Source organism: Pseudomonas sp. GW823-FHT02E01, assembly GCF_058797535.1.
The window spans coordinates 598,778-617,954 of record NZ_JBXAJS010000001.1 but is presented as its reverse complement, the minus strand read 5'-3'; the positions used below and the strand labels follow the sequence as shown (position 1 = coordinate 617,954).

At 62.4% G+C, this 19,177-nt stretch carries 15 protein-coding genes; 6 read left to right on the top strand and 9 right to left on the bottom strand.

Annotation, left to right across the window (positions count from 1 at the left end):
• Positions 1–273: 273 nt before the first annotated feature.
• The 3 genes from surE to AC1RDQ_RS02765 form a co-directional block, all read right to left on the bottom strand.
• Entirely contained in the window at positions 274–1,251 is a 978-nt protein-coding gene (gene surE / locus AC1RDQ_RS02775; RefSeq protein WP_492586216.1) for a 5'/3'-nucleotidase SurE, read from the bottom strand.
• A 79-nt stretch (positions 1,252–1,330) separates the two neighbouring features.
• Positions 1,331–2,710 carry a DUF1329 domain-containing protein gene (locus AC1RDQ_RS02770; protein WP_057714060.1) on the bottom strand — a complete coding sequence of 460 codons (1,380 nt, stop codon included), beginning with the start codon at positions 2,708–2,710 and terminating at the stop codon, positions 1,331–1,333.
• Positions 2,711–2,733: 23 nt separating this feature from the next.
• Positions 2,734–4,251: a DUF1302 domain-containing protein gene (locus tag AC1RDQ_RS02765; RefSeq protein ID WP_306345028.1), complete on the bottom strand. Its 1,518-nt coding sequence runs from the start codon at positions 4,249–4,251 to the stop codon at positions 2,734–2,736.
• 326 nt (positions 4,252–4,577) lie between these two features.
• On the opposite strand from AC1RDQ_RS02765, the gene AC1RDQ_RS02760 reads away from it, so the two are divergent.
• Positions 4,578–6,320: an FAD-binding protein gene (locus AC1RDQ_RS02760; protein WP_492586214.1), complete on the top strand. Its 1,743-nt coding sequence runs from the start codon at positions 4,578–4,580 to the stop codon at positions 6,318–6,320.
• Positions 6,317–7,195, top strand: a complete 879-nt coding sequence (locus tag AC1RDQ_RS02755) for an SDR family NAD(P)-dependent oxidoreductase (RefSeq protein ID WP_492586212.1) — start codon at positions 6,317–6,319, stop codon at positions 7,193–7,195. The genes AC1RDQ_RS02760 and AC1RDQ_RS02755 overlap by 4 nt, the downstream gene beginning before the upstream one ends.
• A gap of 240 nt (positions 7,196–7,435) precedes the next feature.
• Here AC1RDQ_RS02755 and AC1RDQ_RS02750 read toward each other — a convergent pair whose 3' ends face one another.
• The 6 genes from AC1RDQ_RS02750 to AC1RDQ_RS02725 all read right to left on the bottom strand — a co-directional run bounded on the left by AC1RDQ_RS02750 (position 7,436) and on the right by AC1RDQ_RS02725 (position 14,107).
• Complete coding sequence (locus tag AC1RDQ_RS02750; protein ID WP_492586210.1) at positions 7,436–9,016, bottom strand: FadD3 family acyl-CoA ligase; 1,581 nt, start codon at positions 9,014–9,016, stop codon at positions 7,436–7,438.
• A 72-nt stretch (positions 9,017–9,088) separates the two neighbouring features.
• Complete coding sequence (locus tag AC1RDQ_RS02745; protein ID WP_349735485.1) at positions 9,089–9,835, bottom strand: SDR family NAD(P)-dependent oxidoreductase; 747 nt, start codon at positions 9,833–9,835, stop codon at positions 9,089–9,091.
• 228 nt (positions 9,836–10,063) lie between these two features.
• Positions 10,064–11,146: a 2Fe-2S iron-sulfur cluster-binding protein gene (locus AC1RDQ_RS02740; RefSeq protein ID WP_492586208.1), complete on the bottom strand. Its 1,083-nt coding sequence runs from the start codon at positions 11,144–11,146 to the stop codon at positions 10,064–10,066.
• 13 nt (positions 11,147–11,159) lie between these two features.
• The gene (locus tag AC1RDQ_RS02735; RefSeq protein ID WP_492586206.1) at positions 11,160–11,915 is read right to left on the bottom strand and encodes a glucose 1-dehydrogenase; all 756 of its coding nucleotides are present in this window, start codon (positions 11,913–11,915) and stop codon (positions 11,160–11,162) included.
• A complete protein-coding gene (locus tag AC1RDQ_RS02730; protein ID WP_492586204.1) occupies positions 11,903–13,582 on the bottom strand; it encodes an FAD-binding protein in 1,680 nt (559 codons plus the stop codon). Before AC1RDQ_RS02730 ends, AC1RDQ_RS02735 begins: the two co-directional genes overlap by 13 nt.
• Positions 13,583–13,591: 9 nt before the next feature.
• Positions 13,592–14,107, bottom strand: coding sequence for a flavin reductase family protein (locus AC1RDQ_RS02725; RefSeq protein WP_057714069.1), 516 nt, complete (start codon positions 14,105–14,107; stop codon positions 13,592–13,594).
• A 508-nt stretch (positions 14,108–14,615) separates the two neighbouring features.
• Here AC1RDQ_RS02725 and AC1RDQ_RS02720 point away from each other — a divergent pair.
• The 4 genes from AC1RDQ_RS02720 to AC1RDQ_RS02705 all read left to right on the top strand — a co-directional run bounded on the left by AC1RDQ_RS02720 (position 14,616) and on the right by AC1RDQ_RS02705 (position 19,168).
• Positions 14,616–15,800, top strand: coding sequence for an acyl-CoA dehydrogenase family protein (locus AC1RDQ_RS02720; RefSeq protein ID WP_154947783.1), 1,185 nt, complete (start codon positions 14,616–14,618; stop codon positions 15,798–15,800).
• Between the two features lie 138 nt (positions 15,801–15,938).
• Complete coding sequence (locus AC1RDQ_RS02715; RefSeq protein ID WP_090456732.1) at positions 15,939–17,060, top strand: LLM class flavin-dependent oxidoreductase; 1,122 nt, start codon at positions 15,939–15,941, stop codon at positions 17,058–17,060.
• Between the two features lie 635 nt (positions 17,061–17,695).
• Positions 17,696–18,010, top strand: a complete 315-nt coding sequence (locus AC1RDQ_RS02710) for a DUF6124 family protein (protein ID WP_492586202.1) — start codon at positions 17,696–17,698, stop codon at positions 18,008–18,010.
• A gap of 261 nt (positions 18,011–18,271) precedes the next feature.
• A complete protein-coding gene (locus AC1RDQ_RS02705; protein ID WP_057714072.1) occupies positions 18,272–19,168 on the top strand; it encodes a VOC family protein in 897 nt (298 codons plus the stop codon).
• The last annotated feature ends 9 nt before the right edge of the window (positions 19,169–19,177 follow it).

The window sequence follows — 19,177 nt, the reverse complement described above, 5'->3', positions numbered from 1 at the left end:
GCCGCAGATGTTGTGCACACCCGCTAACCCTGTGGGAGCGAGCTTGCTCGCGATGGCGGACTGTCAGGCGAGATTGATGTGGACTGGGCCGGCCTCATCGCGAGCAAGCTCGCTCCCACAATGATTTTTGGATAGCCGCAGATGTTGTGCACACCCGCTAACCCTGTGGGAGCGAGCTTGCTCGCGATAGCGGACTGTCAGTCGACATCGATGGTGAATGTGTCGGCCTCATCGCGAGCAATGGTTTTGTGATTAACACCGTTCCGTGCTTGCTTAAGGCTTGACCCCGCGCAATATCTTCTTCGCCTGATCCTGCATCGCCTCTGGTGCGGTCATGTTGCCGTCGATCACGGTGATCACCACGTGGCCTTGCCACAGTTGATAGGCATCGGCCTTTTGCTGGGTTTCGGTCGGTGTCGACGGGGCGGCCAGGTTGACGTGGACCACGCCGTCGGCGCCGCGCTGAGAGGTGAAGTTGACCCGATCCCAATTGCCGATCGGCGCAAAGCTCACGCCTTTGACTTCATCGGGTTTCAGGGGCGGGTAGTTGAGGTTCAGGCCGCTCACACCCGGCAGGCCGAGCACGTTCAAATCACACTGATGTTTGTTCCTGGCACAGGCCTGTTTGGCGTCTGTGCCGGCCAGGCCCGCCTGTTCGATGACCTTCACGGCAAAGCGCGCCGTGTCGTCCATGGCGTCGAGGGTCTTGCGGTAGCCGGCCTGCTGGTCGCGAATGATCAGGTCCATGTCGATACCCGTGGACACCGCCACCGCCGGAATTCCCTTGAACATCGCGCGAACGGCGGCGTTGAGGGTGCCGGACATCTGCGTAAGCGGGCCGACGTTTTCGCCGAAGTTGCTGCCTGACACCACCAGGTCTGGTGGCGAATCCTTGAGGATCACATCAAGGCCGACGTTGACCGCATCCACCGGCGTGCCGATGGCGGAGGTCTTGCCGGCGGGCGGGGTGTAGTCCTGCGGCGGCCCGACGCAAAATTTGCCTGACGCCAGTTCGGTCACCGCCAGGGCCTGGCCAGGTACGACCACGCTGGCGGCGCTGATGCCGCTGCTGTCGTTCAACGGGCCGACCAAGGTGACCTTGTGCCCGGCGGCGGTCAGCGCCCGGTACATCGCATCGATGCCGGGCGCGCGGCAGCCATCGTCGTTGGTCAGCAGGATGTTCAGGGCGTTGGCTTGCATCGACAGGCCAACGCTGGCCATGGCGATGATGCCGGTGAGGAGTTTGTTCATGGCGAAGTCTTCCGTGGGCGCAGCGGTTTTTACAAAGCACAACGCCCCGACCGAATGATTCGGTCGGGGCGCGGTGAGTTTAGCGGGTGCCGAGTTTGCGCAGGTTGCCAGGGGTGAATTCGTCTTCAGTGAAGGCGGTGGCGTTGAGCTTGGCCGGCTTCTGATCGATCAGCATGCGGTCAACCAGGTAAGAGCCGGCGATCAGGTCGTGGTAGATGCCGAGACGAGCGTGGTAGCGCTGCATCTCATAGGCGTAGATCGAGGTCTGCATGTTGGTGCGCCACAACTGGCCACGACTGTCGTAGTTGTCGGCCATGGTCGCGGACCAGGTGTCCTCGTCCAGGTACAGCACGCGCTTGGCGTATACGTGGCGGGCACCTTCCTTGAGGTTGGCCTGCAACACCCAGACGCGGTGTTTCTCGTAGCGCATGTACTGCGGATCGACGTGGCCGGTGGTGTCCAGGATCTGGTCGGCCGTTACGCTCGGGTCGTCGATCTTGTAGTTGTGGTACGGAATGTAGATTTCCTTCTTACCGACGATGGTCCAGTTGTAGCGGTCTGGCGCACCGTTGAACAAGCGGTCTTCGTCGTACACGCGAAAACCTCCCGCGCCGGTCGGCGAGTCATAACCCACGGTCGGCGCGCGACGTACCCGGCGTTGGCCGGGGCTGTACTGCCAGGCCTGGCGCGGGGAGGCGGTCGGATTGATGAACTCGTGACCGACCACGATCTCGCCTTTCTTGCGCACCGGTTCCAGGGTGGTGAGCAGGAAGTGGGTGGATACACCGTTCGCGGCCTCCAGGGTTTTGTCCGGGCTCGACCAGATCGAGAAGATCTTGTAGTTGACCTCTTCCAGCACCTTTTCCTTGTTGGAGTACACCACCGCCTGGCCGTAGTTGGCCTCTTCAGTGTTGGCGCGCCCCTGCAAGGTATGGTTGAACATCAACTCGCTGCCATTCTTCGGGATCGGGAACGGCGAGGCACCCCAGGCGTTTTTGGTGTCGTTGTTGTCATTCTCGAGTTCGGCAGTGACGGCGTTTTTCTTGATCTGGTCTTCCAGTCGCTGATCAAGGCGGAAGTCGCGGTGGCTCGGGTAGACCGGGATCTTGAAGGTATCCGGATATCGCTTGAACAGCGCCTTCTGGCCATCGGTCAGGTTGTCGGCGTACTTGTCCATGTTCTTCGAATCGATCACGAACAGCGGTTTTTCCGCGGCGTACGGATCCGGGTACGGCGTGCCGGGGCCGGCGTATTTGAGTCCTGGCGGCAGGCCGCGCCATTTGCCGGACCAGGCCGGGATGCTGCCGTCGGCGTTGCCGGCTTTTTCGGCGCCCATCGGGGTCAGGTCCTGGCCCAGGCGGGCGGCTTCTTCGGGGCTGACCTTGGCGTAGGCCAGGCCACTGCCGAGCAGGCCGACGGTCAGCGCAGTGCTCAATAATGTTTGGGTGAATCTGGACATGCTGTGCTCCTCCGACAGGGGAATCAGAACCGGTACTTGAAGTTGAGCGCGACGTTGTCGCGGTCGGCCAACGGGCTGTTGTTGGCGCTGCCGAGGTAGGCGTTGTAGCGGGCCTCGACGGTGAAGTTGCCCAAGTAGCGCCACGAACTGCCGATGCTGGCGCGGTTATCGTTCTGGCCGGCGTTGATCGAACCGACCATCGAGCTGTCGCCGTGGGCGGCGGCGCTGAAGGTGACAGGCACCGACATGTCCCATCCGCTGAACACGTCGTTGTAGTCAAAGTTCGCCTGCACCGTGTAGCCCCAGGCATCGCGGTCATAGACCAGGCTGTCGGTGCCCGGCAGCGCGAAACCAGGGGCCAGGGTCACTGGCTGCGATTCGTCGTTGCTGACCACTGTGTTGTAGACCAGCTCGCCGGTCAGGCTGGTGTTGTCGGCGAAGGAGGTCGGGCCGAGTACGTAGATCATCGACGTTTGCGCTTGTATGGTCTTGCCGCGCACGGGGCTGGAGAAACCGTTGTCGACCATCACCGGCGTGCCGTCTCGGTAGCTGACTTCACCGGCCCAGCTGACATCGCCCAGCACCGTGGCGAAACTCGCACCGAACAGGTCGATGTTGTCGAAGTAGCGCACCTGGTAGCGGCCCAGGTTCGTCGCAAAATCCAGCGACGGCGTCTTGTCGTGATAGCGCGAGTAGAAGAGGCCGAACTCGGTGTTGTTCAGCGACTCGGCGGCGTAGGTGAAGGCCACACCGTACTGGCCGCTGTCGCTCGGCTTGTCGTCCTTGAGGCGGGTGACGAAACCGGAGGCGTCGTTGAAGCCGCCCTCGTCGATGAAGTCGGTGGTGGAGAAGTAACTACCCACGCCGAACAGCTCGGTTTTCTCCCACTTGTATTGGTAGTAGGCCTGGATACCCAGGCTTTCGGTCAGGGCGAACTGGGTGAACAGTTGGCCGACCGGCAGCAGGATTTCCTTGACCTCGACGCCCGGGGTGGTCGCCTTGGTCGCGTCCACCGGGCTCTGGGCCGCGGAAATACCCGGATAGAACAGACTTTCACCCCAGCTCACCACCTGATTACCCAGGCGCGCGTTGAGGGCATGGCCGCTCACGTCCCAGGTGCCATAGGCGTAGTAGTCGAGCATGCGCAACTCATTGCGATGCTGGTCGATGGTGTCCTGGGAGAAACGGTCGGGTTTGCTGCAATGGCCGCCGGCGAAGCAGTTGGAAGTGCCGGTGGTGTTGTCGTTGTCCTGATCGTAGACGTTGTCGTAGAAGCCAGTCGCCCGGACGAACACGCCGTAGTCGTCTTGCCACTTGATGTTGGCTTCGGTGAGAAAGCCGCTGCGGTTGTTGATCAGGCTGCCTTTGTCGAACGCGTTGTCGCCGTCGTTGCCGTTGGCATTGGCGGTCAGCTTGTGATCGCGAGACTCGGTCCGCCAGGCGAGGCTGTAGGTCAGTGTGGTGTCCCAGTCGATGCTCAAGTCTTCGCTTGGCTGAAAGCTCATGGCGTTAACGTGAGCGCTAAGTCCACCAGCCAGCATCAATAGAACAAGCTGTGTGCGAGGGTGCTGTGTTGGTGGGGCGATTATTGTTTTTATCATGTCGTCCTCATGGCCCAGGTCAGACCTGCCCGACCTGCATTTCAGGGGAGTGATTGGTGCTGTGGGCGACTATGGAGTCACGACTTGCGCGCAACATCGTCCAAGCGGACTAAGCGATTTGTACGGGGCGGGCGCAGTCCCGGCCTTAGTCTTATCGGACGATGAACACCCGGCGCACGGGGCGAACAATCCCGAGACCGACTGCACCGGGCGAAGATCCGGCGGTGGCGGTTTCTGCCTGATGGGCGCTGAACAAGGGTGATCGCATGAACGCTGCCGGGATCAAATGGGACGAGTGCTGTGATGTGTTGGTGATTGGCTCGGGAGCCGGGGGCATGACCGCAGCGCTGCGCGCCCACGACTTGGGCCTGAATGCGTTGCTGATCGAAAAGAGCGGCGAGTACGGCGGCACCTCGGCGGTGTCCGGCGGCGGCATCTGGATCCCCAACAATCACCGGATCAACGCCATCGGCGGCAGTGATTCGGCGGCCGAAGCGATTGCCTACATCCGCGCCGTGACCCATGGCGAGATCGACGACGGGCGCATCGAAGCCTATGTCGAACACGGCCGGGAGATGGTCGAGTACCTGGAAAAACACACCCGCGTGCGCTTCGAGGCGCAACCGCGCTACGCCGATTACTACCCGGAAGTCGAGGGCGGAAAACCGGGCTATCGTTCGATGGATCCGCAACCGTTCGATGCCGCCGAACTCGGCGAAGAATTTTTGCGCATGCGCGCACCGTCCCCCGGCACCCTGATGATGGGACGCATGGCGATGACCATGAAAGAGGCGCAAGTGCTGCTGTGCCGTGGCCCCGGCTGGTTGCGCCTGACCCTGCGGGTGATGTGGCGCTACTGGCGTGATCGCGAGGGGCGGCGTTTATCCCGTCGCGACCGTTTCCTGACCCTGGGCAATGCCTTGATCGGTGCCTTGCGCTGTTCGTTGCAGGATCGCGGCAAGTCGCTGTGGCTCAACTGTGCACTCGAAGAGCTGCTGCTGGTCGGCGACCGGGTCGGCGGGGCGCGGGTCAATCGCAACGGTCAGTTGCTCAACGTCAAGGCGCGCTACGGGGTGATCATCGCCGCCGGTGGTTTCGAGCGTAACCAGGCGATGCGCGAGCAGTACCTGCCGCAGCCGTCCCAGGCCAACTGGAGTGCCACGCCGCCCAACAATACCGGCGACGGTATTCGCGCCGGCCAGGCCATCGGTGCTCGGACCGCGTTGATGGAGCACAGCTGGTGGGCGCCGACCACTTACGTCAAGGGTGAAGAAAAACAGCGGGCGCTGTTCGTTGAACGCACCTTGCCGGGGTGTGTGATGGTCAACGCGGCGGGGGAGCGTTTCGTCAACGAAGCCGCGCCCTATACCGATATCGTTTACGCGATGTACGCCAACAACCGCGAAGGCGCCGCGAGCGTGCCGTGCTGGATGGTGTTCGACGCCGAGTTCCGCCGCAAATACCCGTGCGGCGCCTTGCTGCCGGGCTATGCCCAGCGCGATTGGCAATTGCCAGAGCATTTGCGTGATTACTTCCACAAGGCGTCGAGCCTGGAAGAACTGGCGACGAAAATCGGCGTCGACGCTGGCGGGCTGGTGCGCACCGTGCAGCGTTTCAACGGCATGGCCGTGCAGGGCGTCGACGAGGATTTCCACAAGGGCGAATCACTGTTCGATCGCTACTACGGCGACCCGAACGTGCAACCCAATCCGTGCCTGGCGCCGTTGCTCAAAGGGCCGTTCTACGCCGTGCGCATCGACGCCGGCGACATCGGCACCAAGGGTGGCCTGCTGACCGACGTGCACGCCCGCGTGTTGCATGAAGACGGCGAACCGATCAACGGTCTGTACGCCATCGGCAACAGCGCCGCCTCGATGATGGGCCGCACCTATCCGGGTGCCGGTTCGACCATCGGCCCGGCCATGACCTTCGGTTACCTGGCCGCCAATCACATCAAGCGCCAGAGCGAAACCGCTTCGGCGAAAACCTTGTTCGGGAGTGTCGAATGAACAACCAGCGTCCACAGATCGCCGTAGTGACCGGTGCCAGTCGCGGAGTCGGGCAGGGCATTGCCCTGGCCCTTGGAGCGGCGGGCATGACGGTGTATGTCACCGGTCGCGCCTCGGCGCAGGGCGGGTCGAATTTGTACGGGCATGCCTTGCGCGGCTCGCTGGAGGACACCGCCGCCGCGATCACCGACGCCGGTGGGCGCGGTATCGCGGTGGTCTGTGATCACGCCGATGATGCGCAGGTTCAGGCGCTGTTTACCCGTGTGGAACATGAGTGCGGGCATCTGGATCTGCTGGTGAACAACGCCGCGTTCATCCATGACCAGTTGATCGAACCAGGGCCGTTCTGGGCTAAACCGCTGGACCTGGTGCGCATTCTCGACGTCGGCCTGCGCTCGGCCTACATCGCCAGCTTCTATGCCGCGCCGCTGTTGCTCAAAAGTGCCCAAGGGCTGATTTGCTTCACTTCGTCGTTCGGTGCCGGGTGCTACATGCATGGCCCGGCGTACGGCGCGCAAAAGGCCGGCGTCGACAAGCTGGCAGCGGACATGGCGATCGATTTCGAAGGGCAGGGCGTGGCGGCATTGTCGCTGTGGCTCGGCCCGCAACTGACCGAACGTACGAAGATTGCCGGCGAACAGCATGGCGAGCAGTACCAGGCGTTTCTGGCCCACGCCGAAACCCCGCAATTCAACGGGCGGGTGATTCATGCCTTGCTCAATGATCCGCAGTTGATGGCGTTGTCCGGGCAGACCCTGATCACCGCCGAAATTGCCCCTGGCTACGGCATCAGCGAAGCCGAAGGCCGCCAGCCGCCGTCCCACCGCGCCATGCTCGGCGACCCGCGTAAGCAGCATCCGGCGCGGGTGGTTTAGATCGCTAAAACACAAAGCCCTGTAGGAGCGAGCCTGCTCGCGATGGTCCATCAGTTGCATTGACGTCGACTGACACACCATTGCGAGCAAGCTCGCTCCCACAGTTGAGCTGTGTCGGGTGGGAAATTTGTGTACACCCCCGAACACCGTAGGAGCGAGCTTGCTCGCGATGGTCTATCAGTTGCATTGATGTCGACTGACACACCATCGCGAGCAGGCTCGCTCCTACAGGGATTGTGTTTAGTCGACTGGCTGCAATGCCCACTCGCGCAACACATTCTTGGTCACTTTCCCCGCCGCATTGATCGGCATCTTCTGCAGCACCTGCACCCGACGCGGAACCTTGTAGTTGGCCATCTGCTCACGGCACCAGGCGAGGAATCGGGTCTGCTCGATTTCCATACCCGGAGCAGGCAGCAGAAACGCCATCGCCACTTCGCCCAAGCGTTCGTCGGGAATCCCGATCACCGCTGCCTGGGCCACGCCCGGATAGGTCAGCAAACACTGTTCGATCTCCGCCGGGTACACATTGAAGCCACCGGTGATGAACATGTCCTTGAGGCGGTCGGTGATGCGCAGGTAACCCTGTTCGTCGAGCATGCCGATGTCGCCGGTGTGCAGCCAGCCGTCGGCGTCTAGAATTTCCTGGCTGGCTTCGGGGTTGTTGAGATAGCCCTGCATCAGGTTGTAGCCGCGAATCTGTACTTCACCGGGAATGTTGGCCGGCTGGCTGCGACCGCTGTTGCCGACACAGCGCACTTGCACCCCCGGCATCGCCCGACCACTGGTGTTGGCGACCAGTTCCGCGGAGTCACCGGAACGGCAGATCGTGGCGAACCCACAGACTTCCGTCAGGCCATACGCGGTGACGATGGTGGCAAAGCCCAGTTCGTCGCGCATGCGGTGGATCATCTCCACCGGAATTGCTGCCGCCCCGGTCACCGCAACGCGCAAGGAGCTCAGGTCGAATTCGTTGCGTTGCGGATGGGCAAGCAACGACTGATACAACGTCGGTGGCCCGGGCAACACGGTGATGCGTTCACGCTGCACGCATTCGAGCACGGCCTGCACGTCGAACACCTGCTGCGGCAGGAGGGTGCAGCCACGCATCAGCGCTGCCAGCCAGCCGGCCTTGTAGCCGAAGGAGTGGAAGAACGGATTGACGATCAGGTAGCGATCGCTTTCGCGCAAACCGACGATATCGCTCCAGTCGCGCACGATTCGCAGGTTCTGGCCGTGGCTGGTCATCACGCCTTTGGGTTTACCAGTGGTGCCCGAGGTGAACAACACGTCGGACAAGGCCTGCGGGCCAACGCTCTGTTCGCGGGTGCGCAGGGCCAGTTGCGGCACATCGGCCGCCAGATCCATAAACCGCTCCCAGGCCAGGGTGCCCGAATTGGCACCACGCACGCTGACGATGTGGCGCAGGGCTGGCAGGTCTTCCGACGTCAGCATGCCGGGGTAGTCCGCGCCGAGGAATTCGCCGATGGCAAACAGTACGCAGGCGCCGCTTTCGCGCAGGATGTAGCCGGCCTCGCTGCCCTTCATCCGGGTATTGAGCGGCACCAGGGCGGCACCGACACTTTGCAGGGCGCCAGCCGCAACGATCCACTCCCACACGTTCGGCGCCCAGATCGCCACGCGGTCCCCGATCTGTACGTCGAGGGCCAGCAGTGCGCGGGCAGCCTGGCGGCGCAGTTGGTCCAGTTGTCGGTAGCTGATGGTGTGGCCCGCGTCCTCGATGGCCGGGCGGTCGCCGTAGGCCTGGGCCGCGTTGGCGAACAGTTGAGCGATGGTCAGTGCGGTGGCGACAGGCGGCATGGGGCCTCCCCGGTTAGAAGACAAGTACGAAAAAGGGAGTAGGCCGGGCAGGGCGCCCGGCCGGATTGCGAATTACTGGGCGGGCGGGGCGAAACGGCGACCGGCGGAGAAACCACCGTCCACGGCGATCATCTGGCCGCTGACAAAGGAGGCTTCGTCGGACGCCAGGAACAGCGCAACGTTGGCCACTTCTTCCGGTTGTCCGGAGCGGCTGAGCATGTGCTGCGAGGCGAAGAAGGCGTGGAACGCGTCATTGTCACGGACCATGCTGGTCATCGGCGTTTCGATCAGGCCGGGGCACAGACCGTTGACGCGAATGTTGGCGTAGCCGTAGTCGATGGCCATCGAGCGGGTCAGCTGGTTGATGCCGCCCTTGGACACGTTATAGGCCACGTTGCCGTCGCAGCCTTGCAGGCCGAAGATCGAACCGACGTTGATGATCGAGCCATTGCGTTGTTCAACCATCGACGCCAGCGCGTATTTGCTGGTGAGCATGCTACCGGTCAGGTTGATGTCCATCACCCGTTGCCAGTTGGCGGTGGTGGTCTGGGTCACGCTGCCCTGGTCGGCGACGCCGGCGGCGTTGACCAGTACGTCGATGCGCCCGAAGCGGCTGATGACTTCTTGCATGACCTGCTGCACCTGCGCTTCGTCGCGCACGTCCAGGGCCATGAACAGGCCGGGAAAGTCTGCCGGTGCGCTGCCGATGTCCAGCCCGACCACTTGCGCACCTTCGGCCGCGAAACGGCGCACGCAGGCCAGACCGATACCCGAAGCGCCGCCGGTGACCACCGCGACCTTATTCTGCAAACGAGCCATAACTGCACCTCTTTATTGTTGTGGGCTAATGCTGTGGTCGAGTCTAACCGCAGACCCGGCCTGGGTGATCGTCCATTGGGACTAAGGCGACAGAGCGCCTTTGATCATGCCTTCCTGTAGGAGCGAGCATGCTCGCGAAAAATGCCCTGACAACGCGGGCATTCAAATACCCCGCGTTATCGTTGACGACCATCGCGAGCATGCTCGCTCCTACAGGGGGGGAGGGTCTCAGTCGGGGAATTTAAGGCGCACGCGGGCACCGGTCGGGCGGCTCTGGCAGGCCAGTGTCCAGCCGTCGGCGAGTTCCTTTGGGGTCAAGACGTCGTTGCGCGCCAACTGGACTTCACCTTCTCTGACCACGCACATGCAGGCCCCGCAAAAACCTTCTTCACAGGACGACGGCACGTCCAGACCGGCGGCCTTGCAGCTTTGCAGCAGGGTGTCGCCGGGTTTGCAGGCAATTTCGTGTTGCTGACCATCGAGCTCGACGATCAGCGCTTCGCATTGCGAATCCATGGCCGCCGCTCGTGCCACGGCCTCTTCGGCCAGCAGTTCATCGGGGTCCGGCGGCGAGACGAAACGTTCGACATGGATCCGCTCGGCCGCTTCGCCCACTGCCAGCAGCGTGCGCTCCACGGTGTCCATGAACGGTCCAGGCCCACAGATGAAGTAGTCGCCGCCGGCCGATCCGCGCAGCAGATGACGGACCTGATGGTCCGTCAGGAAACCCTGCACCGAATCGAGGACGTGCACCACGTGCAGTTGATCAGGATGCGCCTTGATCAACTGGCACAGCTCGTCCTTGAAAATCACCGACGCCTCATCGCGGTTGGCGTAGATCAACTTGATCGGTCGCCGGCTGCTGTGCAGCACCGATTTGAGAATGGAAAACACCGGGGTGATGCCCGAGCCGCCCCCGAACAAGACCAGTGGCTTTTCGGTGTCCGCCTGCGGGTCCAGATAGAAATGCCCGGCCGGTGGCAGCACTTCCAGCCAGTCGCCGACCTGCACTTCGTTCATCCAGTTCGACACCCGGCCACCGTCGACCCGTTTCACCGTGACCTTGGGCAGCGCGTCCGCGAGGGGCGAGCTGGCCATGGAGTAGCAGCGGGTCAACAGTTTGCCGGCCAAGGGCACGCGAAAACTCAGGAACTGGCCCGGTTTGTAGCGAAAGCGCTCACGCAGGGTTGGCGGTACGTCCAGCACCAGCGAGCGCGCATCCAGGGTCTCGTCGATCACCGCGCACACTTGCAATGAGACGCTTGCCGTCGTGTGCTCGGCCGGGGTCAGGTTCTGTTGTTGCGTGCCCATGTTCACCTCGACCTCAGAGCCCGCTGATCAGTTGGGCGTTGTCGACGCGGATCTCGGCACCGTTGACGAATCGCGACTCGTCGGTGGCCAGGAACAGCACCACGTTGGCAATGTCCCGTGGCGCGGCCATGCGGTTCATCGGGTCCTGGTCCAGCGCTTCCTGCGGGATCGCCTGACCACCGGCCAGGGCCTGGGTCATCGGCGTGTTCACGCCATCGGGGTGCACGCTGTTGCAGCGGATGCGGTAACCCTGCTGCTTGCAGTGCAGGGCAATCGAACGGGTCATCGCCGCCACCGCGCCTTTGGACGCCGAATAAGCGCAGAACATCGGCATCGCGCCCAACGCGGCCACCGACGACATGTTGATGATCGACCCGCCACCGGTTTCCTTCATCGCCTGGATCGCGTACTTGCAGCCGAGGAAGTAGCCTTCGCCGTTGATCTTCTGCACCTTCTGCCACAGCTCCAGCGTGGTGTCTTCAATGCTGCCCAGGGCCAGGATCGCGGCGTTGTTGACCAGTACGTCGAGACGGCCGAAGTGTTCGACGGTGGTCTTGATCACCTGTTGCCAATCGCTTTCGCTGGCGATGTCGTGGCGGATGAACAGCGCGTTGGCGCCGATTTCTGCAGCCACCTGGCGACCGGCCTCTTCGTTGAGGTCGGTCAGTACTACTTTGGCGCCTTCGCGGGCCAGCAGCAGGGCGTCTTCGCGACCGATGCCGCTGGCGGCGCCGGTGATGATGCAGACTTTGCCTTCTACACGTTGCATTGTTGTTCTCCTGATCGTGCGGTTTGAAGTGCGAATTGGTCGGCCACGTGGGCGGCAGCCCGGCGACCGGAGTAAATGCAGTCGGCCAGGGACAGGCCGGAGACATACAGGTTGGAAGCGACCCCGACCGCATTGCGGCCGGCGCTGTAGAGACCGTTTATTGGCTGGCCGGCGTGGTCCAGAACCCGACCGCTGTCCTCGCAGACCTTCAGCCCGCCCAGGGTGATGACCGGGCAGGGGAAGAGTTTGCTGTCGAAGGACAGGTCGAGGGCGTACCAAGGGCCTTGGTCGAGGTTGGCAAGCATCGCGGCGGATTTGCCGAACTCGTCGGCGACCTCACCCCGTGCCGCCCGGGAATAGCGTTCGACACTCTGGCGCAGCAGTTCCGGCGGCAGATTGCAGCGTTTGGCCAGCCCGGCCAGGCTGCTACTGCGTTTGGCGTTGAACAGCAGATTGAGCAGCACCGGCAGGCGCTGGAAATTCCACACCTTGCCCGGGCCCACCTGACGCAACGCTTCGCGCATCAGTTCACGGTTGAGCACCAGGATGGCGCGACCGCCTTGTTCTTCGACCATGGCGTGGCCGAGGGTCGCGCCGTAGATTTCTTCGTTGGCGTAACGCTGTCCGCGGGCATTGACGATCAGCCCGCGGGCCCAGGCCAGTGGCGGATTGATGAAGCGCCAAGCGCTGATCTTGTCCATCCGCGCCACGCTGCCACCGGCGCTCTGGCCCAGGGCGATGCCGCTGCCATTGCAGCCGGTGGCGCCCAGGGGCAACCCGGCCAGGTACTGCGGCGCGTGTTGGCGCACCAGGTCGCGATTGAAGATAAAACCGCCGCTGCTCAATAGCACCGCCTGTTCGGCGCGAATCAATTGCCGAATGGCGCTGGTCTGCTCGATGCGACGCTGACGGGCGCGCAAGCGGTCAGCCAATGCGGGGGCGTACATATGAATGGCGGCGGCCCAGCGCGACAGACGCGCATGTTGTCGGGCTGCGCGACTGCCGGAAGGCAACTGCCAGGCTTCGACGCCGATGACCTTGTCGTCGAGGTCGAGCACCAGTCGCCGCACTTCGCACTGGCTGCGCAGGCGCGCACCGTGACGCAAGGCGCTGGCCTTGAGCGGGGCGAACAGGCTGGCGCCGGACATGCCCGGACCTTTGGTGCGGTGACCACGAGGTGCCGGTTTGGCGCTGGCGGCATAGGCCGGCACGGCTTCGTTGCCAGAGTAATAGAGGTAGTACTGGTCACTAGGGTACGAGGTTTTATGCGGCGGCACGCTGGCCTCGAACGCCGCGCCCTGTCGCTCCAGCCAGGCCAGTTGTTCGCGGCTGCCGTCGCAGAAATTGCGCAATGTCGCGTGGCTGACGGCTTCGCCGACTTCCTGACGCAGGTAATTGAACATGGCTTCGCTGGTGTCTTCATAGCCAGCCTGACGCTGATACGGCGTGCCACCACCGGCGTACACCACGCCACCACTGAGCGCCGTGGCGCCGCCGCCTTCGAAGCGATCCAGTGCGAGCACTGACAGGCCGCGAGTACTGGCTTCGATGGCGGCACAGGCGCCGGCACCCCCAAACCCGACGATCAGCAAGTCGCAACGGTCATCCCATGGCAACTGGTCGGCGCTGTTCACTCGCAACGCCGTCAACCCGTTCAGGCTGTCCATGTTCGGGCCTCAGCCAGCAGCAGCGAGAGAGGGTGCGGGTTTGGCGGTGGTGGTGTAGCTGCCGTCGAGGTAGACCAGCGGGGTGATTTCGGCGGTGGTGTGGATCTGCAGGATGCGTCCGATGAACACGGTGTGGGTGCCGTAGCTGAAGTGGCCGTCCTGGCGGCAGAGGATGGCCGACTGTGCGTCACCCAGGTATGGAATGCCGCCGGGGCTGGTCAGCCAGTTGCCACGGTCGAAGCGTGCTTCGCCCTTGATCGCGCCGCTGCACAGGTTGGCCAGGTCTTGTTGTTCGACGCCGAGGATGTTGACGCAGAAGTCGGCGCCGGTCGCCAGTGCGGCGTGGGGCGAGGCGGTCTTGTTGACGCAGATCAGCAGCGAGGGTGGCTCGGTGCTCAGCGAGTCGACGGCCGTGGCGGCCATGGCGAAGCGTTCGGTGCCGTTGCTGGTGCTGATAATGGTGACTGACTTGGCCAGGCGGCGCATGGCCTGGAGCATGTCGGCTTTGAGATTGACGTCGTTCATCGCACTGGGCCTTTTTTTGTTGGGGGTTGGGTGCGATGGATTCTTGCTCTGGCTCTTGTCTGGAGCATCGTCCGAGGGGACTAGGCCTTGGCGGCCTCTGGGCCGACCAGGCCCTTGGTTACTTGGGGCTTTTCCAAGTGACCCGCCGTAAGGGCGGAACCCTGAGTGGCCGTTACCGCAGCAACGGATATGTACACCCTCAAAAATCCATGTCGCCTGCCATATAGCCATCGCGAGCAAGCTCGCTCCCACAGGGATCTTCAGCGGCCAAAAGTCCTGAGTAAAACCGGAGACCCAATGTGGGAGCGAGCCTGCTCGCGATGGCAGCCTGCCAAGCAACACATCCCGTCCAGATACACCGCCAAAGACCAGTTCCCCAATCCCACATGGTCCGTTTGAGGGATGTCCCCTGCGTTGCGCATTGTTTGAATGCCAGTGTAGGGGCGCTACATCCGCCCCGTTGCACGCGCGCCCCGGCGGATGGGGTGAACAAAGGAGAACAATAAAAATGCTCAACCAAGACCTGATTCGCCAGCGTCTGAGCCAACGTGCCCGCGAGTTGGTGCCGATCCTGCGTGAACGTGCCCTGAATGCCGCGCAAGCAGGCCAGTTGCCGGAAGAAACCCTGAAGGATTTCCAGGACGCCGGGTTCTTTCGCATCCTGCAACCGTCCCGTTGGGAAGGCTATGAGCTGGAGCCCAAGGATTTCTTCGACGTACAGATGACCCTTGCCGAAGGCTGCATGTCCTCGGCCTGGGTACTGGGGGTGGTGGCGATCCACAACTGGCAACTGGCGCTGTTTGACGACCGCGCCGCGCAGGATGTCTGGGGCAGTGATTCCAGCGTGCTGATCTCCTCTTCCTATATGCCGGTGGGCAAGGTCGAGCGGGTCGAGGGTGGTTTCAAATTGAGCGGTCGCTGGGGCTTTTCCTCCGGCAGCAAGCATTGCGAGTGGGCGTTCCTCGGTGCGCTGGTGCCGCCGGAGGAGGCGGGCGGGGCGCCGGATTACCGGACGTTCCTGGTGCCGCGCAGCGATTACCAGATTCTCGACAACTGGAACGTCATGGGCCTGGAAGCTACCGGCTCCCACGACATTCTGGTGGAGAACGCCTTCGTTCCCGAGTACCGCACCCATCGCGCCCTCGACGGTTTCATGCAGAACAGTCCGGGCAATGCGGTCAACACCGCGCCGTTGTTCCGCCTGCCATTCGGTCAGATTTTCGTGCGTGCGGTTTCGTCCTCGGCCATCGGTGCCCTGCAAGGCGCGGTGGATCAGTTTGTCGAGCACAACCGCGCCCGGGTCGGGGTCAATGACGGTCGCAAGATGGTCCAGGACCCGGCCGCGCAATCGGCGCTGGCCAACGCCATGGTCTGCGTCGATGAGTGCAAGACCGTGCTGTATCGCAACTTCGCCCTGATGCTGGAGCGCGCGCAGAAGGGTGAGCCGTTGAGCATGCCCGAGCGGGTGAAGATGCGTTACGACTCGGCGCTGGTGGCCGACAAGTGCGCCAAGGCCGCTGGTGACCTGATGTTCAACAGCGGTGCTTCGACGATCTTCCGCAGCCACCCGATCAACCGAGCGTTCCGTGATATTCACACCGGTCGTGCCCACGTCGCCAACAGCCCGGCCAAGTACGCCTGGAACCTCGGCGGGGTCAGCATGGGGCAGGACAGCAGCGACTTTTTCCTCTGACGCTGGCGTACAGCTCTTTTCTATGAATCGGGCTAGTCCGTTTGCGTGATTCGAGCGCCCCGCCGATGCCCGAGCATTGGCGGTAAGGCGAAGGTCTACGGCGCCGACTGCGCATCCAAATAAGCACAAGGATCAACCATGAAATTTTCCCTGATTTACGAAGCCCAGACGGTGGACTCCAGCCGCGAAGGTGACCGCAAGATTTTCGAAGACACCGTCGAGCAGGCCGTGCTGGCCGACAAGCTGGGTTTTGACACTTTCTGGTGCGTGGAACACACGGCGCTGAGCAACTACTCGCACATGTCCGCGCCGGAAACCATGCTGGCTTTCGTGGCCGGTAAAACCGAGCGCATCGGTATCGGCCACGGCGTGGTCTGCCTGCCTCCGGCGATGAACCACCCGGTCAAGGTCGCCGAGCGCATCGCCACCCTCGACCTGCTGTCCAAGGGGCGTGTGCACTTTGGCGTGGGCAAGGGCGGTACCCAGCAGGAAGCCGGCACCTTCGGCTACGACCTGGCGACCTTGCAGCCGCAGATCGACGAGATGATGTACCTGATCCCGAAAATGTTCGTGCAGGACGAGATCGAGCACAACGGCGACTTCGTGCAGATCCCCAAGCGTCCGATCCATCCAAAGCCGTATCAGGATCCGCACCCGCCAATGTACCTGGCGTGCACCAACACCGAGTCGCTGAAGAATGCCGGCGGTCGCGGCATGGGCGCGCTGGTGCTGGGTTTCGGTGGTCCGGAAGAGATCGCCAAGAAGGTTGAGGTGTATCACACGGCCTACGACAACCGCGATGAAAAGAAGCAAGTGGGCTTCCGTCCTAACCGTCACATTGCCGCGCTGTGCCCGGCCATCGTGCTGGACGACAACGCAGAGGCGCGCCGCATCGGTATCCGTGGCCAGCGTTACTTCATGGAGTCGTTGGGCTACTGGTACGGCGGTGGCGAGCGTCCGGATCCGGAGAAGTGGAAGGACGACACCTTCGTCGATGGCAATGGCCAGAGCGTGATCAAGTCGCGCTTCGCTTCTGAAGAAGTCAGTGTCGACTTCTCCGACCCGACCATGGCCATGATGAACCCGAACCACGCGTACGGCACCGTCGAGGATTGCATCGGCTACGTGCAGCGCCTGATCGATGCCGGCGCCGACGAAATCCTGTTCATCTGCCAGATGGGCACCGTGCCGCAGTGGGCGCAGCTGGAGACCTTGAAGAACATTGGCGAGAAGGTGATTCCGCATTTCCGCAAGGGCTGAGTCCTGCCACATAAGGCATGAACACCGCATACCCCTTGTAGGAGCGAGCCTGCTCGCGATAAACCGGAGAACGCCGCGGGGTGCCAGGCTTGCAGCGTTATCGTTGGCGACCATCGCGAGCAGGCTCGCTCCTACAGTTGAACGCATTTCAGGCCTAGCACGGACGTCAGGCCAATTTTCCAACGGGTCCCCAAGGCCCGTTTTTTTATGCCTGCACTAATCTTGACCATCACATACCCCCCTGTGGGAGCGAGCAAGCTCGCTCCCACAGGTTTTTGGGTTGTTAAACGAAGCCTGTTTAACGGCTGTCAGTGTTACTTGATGAAAGCTACACCGCCTTGCGTCATTGCCTACAGGTACGCCAGAATCCGCCGGCTTGTGCGCGTTGGACCCCCTCGGTAACTTGATTCGCGTCACTGCTCATCAGTGATCGGGTTTAGTCGCCCGTGGTCAATCGAAGCGCATCTGCATCCAGACAGTCAGGTCATTTCATACCTGCACTTTATGGTAGCTGTGCGCAGGGCGCCTTTGGGCGCGCCGGTTTCGATTCTCCCCGGTCGACTAACCTGCGTACAGCTGCCACCTCTCGTTTAGTCGCAAGTCGGTGACGGCTCCATTTTTTGGAGAACCAAACCATGGTCAAACCTTCACCTAATCCCCCGCACGACAACCTCGATTCAACCGACACCGAACGCACCCCCTCACTCGCCGACATCCGCGCCATGCCGCGCAAACCCAGCACGATGTACACCATCAACCCCGAACTCGATGCGCAAACCCTACTGGGCGATGCCTGCCAATCGCTAGCCTCGGCCAATGTCATGACCCTCGACCTGGCCGATCGTACCGAGGGCCCGAGCCGCCGCACTCTGCTGGGCATCGCCCAGATCATCATGCTCGGCGAACTGTCCGTGAACCGCGCGCTGGATCGGCTAGACCCACCTGAATAGCTACTGATCTGCAAATGTGAAACCTGTGGGAGCGAGCTTGCTCGCGATGAGGCCCTGTCATCCAGCATCTCTGTTGACTGACACACCGCCATCGCGAGCAAGCTCGCTCCCACAGGTTTTTCAGGTTCCGCGCCATCATTTCCGCTAGTCCCATTGGACGATGTTGCCCCTGCCCGAACCCGTTTGAATAGGCCCTACATAAAGTCTCCCCCGGCAGTCGCCGAAGGGCGGCACCGCCTGAGAAAAACGAGGAGTGCATCCATGGATATCCGTGGTCTGGGTTACGTCACCCTGTTATCCAGCGACCTGGCGCAATGGCGCCATTACGCAAGCCAGGTGCTGGGCATGATGGTCATCGGCTCTGATGACGACGCGCACCTGTACCTGAAGATGGACGAGCGCCACTACCGCATCCTGGTGCAGAAGAACGTCGAGAACGGCTTCGGTGCCTGCGGCTGGGAAGTGGCCGGCAAGGCGGCGCTGGAACAGGCGGTCAGCGAGTTGCAACAGGCCGATGTGCAAGTGACCCGTGGTACCGCGGCCGAGGCCGAGCTGCGCAAGGTCCAGGAGCTGGTGCATTTCAGCGACCCGGATGGCAACCGTCACGAAATCTTCTGGGGCCCGTTGCAGGACTTCGCCCGTTTCGTCTCGCCGGTGGGCGTCAAAGGGTTCGTTACCAACGAACTGGGCATGGGCCACGTAGTGCTGCCGGCACCTGCCTTCGAGCGCTGCCGCGACTTCTACGAGCAGGTGCTGGGTTTTGGCCTGTCGGACCTGATGAAAGTCCGCTTCACCCCGGACCCGGCCGAGCCGCAAAAGCGTATTCACTTCCTGCACTGCAACAACGGCCGCCACCACTCGCTGGCGATTTTCGAGTGCCCGATGCCCCACGGCTGCGTGCACATGATGGTCGAGGTCAACGCGCTGGACGAAGTCGGCCGCGCCCTGGACCGCGTCCACGCCAATGGCGTGAAGCTGTCGGCCACCCTCGGCCAGCACACCAACGACCAGATGATTTCTTTCTATATCAAGACCCCGTCCGGGTTTGACCTGGAATACGGCTGCGATGGCCTGGTGGTCGACTGGGACCGCCACACGCCGTTCGAAAGCACCGTGGTCAGCCACTGGGGCCACGACTTCAGTGTCGGTCGCCAATGAGGAACATGA

Coding starts and splice junctions, on each gene's coding strand:
- AC1RDQ_RS02770 (WP_057714060.1), bottom strand. CDS start 2,710: ATGTCCAGATTCACCCAAACATTATTGAGCACTGCGCTGACCGTCGGC.
- AC1RDQ_RS02705 (WP_057714072.1), top strand. CDS start 18,272: ATGGATATCCGTGGTCTGGGTTACGTCACCCTGTTATCCAGCGACCTG.
- AC1RDQ_RS02720 (WP_154947783.1), top strand. CDS start 14,616: ATGCTCAACCAAGACCTGATTCGCCAGCGTCTGAGCCAACGTGCCCGC.
- AC1RDQ_RS02745 (WP_349735485.1), bottom strand. CDS start 9,835: ATGGCTCGTTTGCAGAATAAGGTCGCGGTGGTCACCGGCGGCGCTTCG.
- AC1RDQ_RS02750 (WP_492586210.1), bottom strand. CDS start 9,016: ATGCCGCCTGTCGCCACCGCACTGACCATCGCTCAACTGTTCGCCAAC.
- AC1RDQ_RS02715 (WP_090456732.1), top strand. CDS start 15,939: ATGAAATTTTCCCTGATTTACGAAGCCCAGACGGTGGACTCCAGCCGC.
- surE (WP_492586216.1), bottom strand. CDS start 1,251: ATGAACAAACTCCTCACCGGCATCATCGCCATGGCCAGCGTTGGCCTG.
- AC1RDQ_RS02725 (WP_057714069.1), bottom strand. CDS start 14,107: ATGAACGACGTCAATCTCAAAGCCGACATGCTCCAGGCCATGCGCCGC.
- AC1RDQ_RS02730 (WP_492586204.1), bottom strand. CDS start 13,582: ATGGACAGCCTGAACGGGTTGACGGCGTTGCGAGTGAACAGCGCCGAC.
- AC1RDQ_RS02710 (WP_492586202.1), top strand. CDS start 17,696: ATGGTCAAACCTTCACCTAATCCCCCGCACGACAACCTCGATTCAACC.
- AC1RDQ_RS02755 (WP_492586212.1), top strand. CDS start 6,317: ATGAACAACCAGCGTCCACAGATCGCCGTAGTGACCGGTGCCAGTCGC.
- AC1RDQ_RS02760 (WP_492586214.1), top strand. CDS start 4,578: ATGAACGCTGCCGGGATCAAATGGGACGAGTGCTGTGATGTGTTGGTG.
- AC1RDQ_RS02735 (WP_492586206.1), bottom strand. CDS start 11,915: ATGCAACGTGTAGAAGGCAAAGTCTGCATCATCACCGGCGCCGCCAGC.
- AC1RDQ_RS02765 (WP_306345028.1), bottom strand. CDS start 4,251: ATGCTGGCTGGTGGACTTAGCGCTCACGTTAACGCCATGAGCTTTCAG.
- AC1RDQ_RS02740 (WP_492586208.1), bottom strand. CDS start 11,146: ATGGGCACGCAACAACAGAACCTGACCCCGGCCGAGCACACGACGGCA.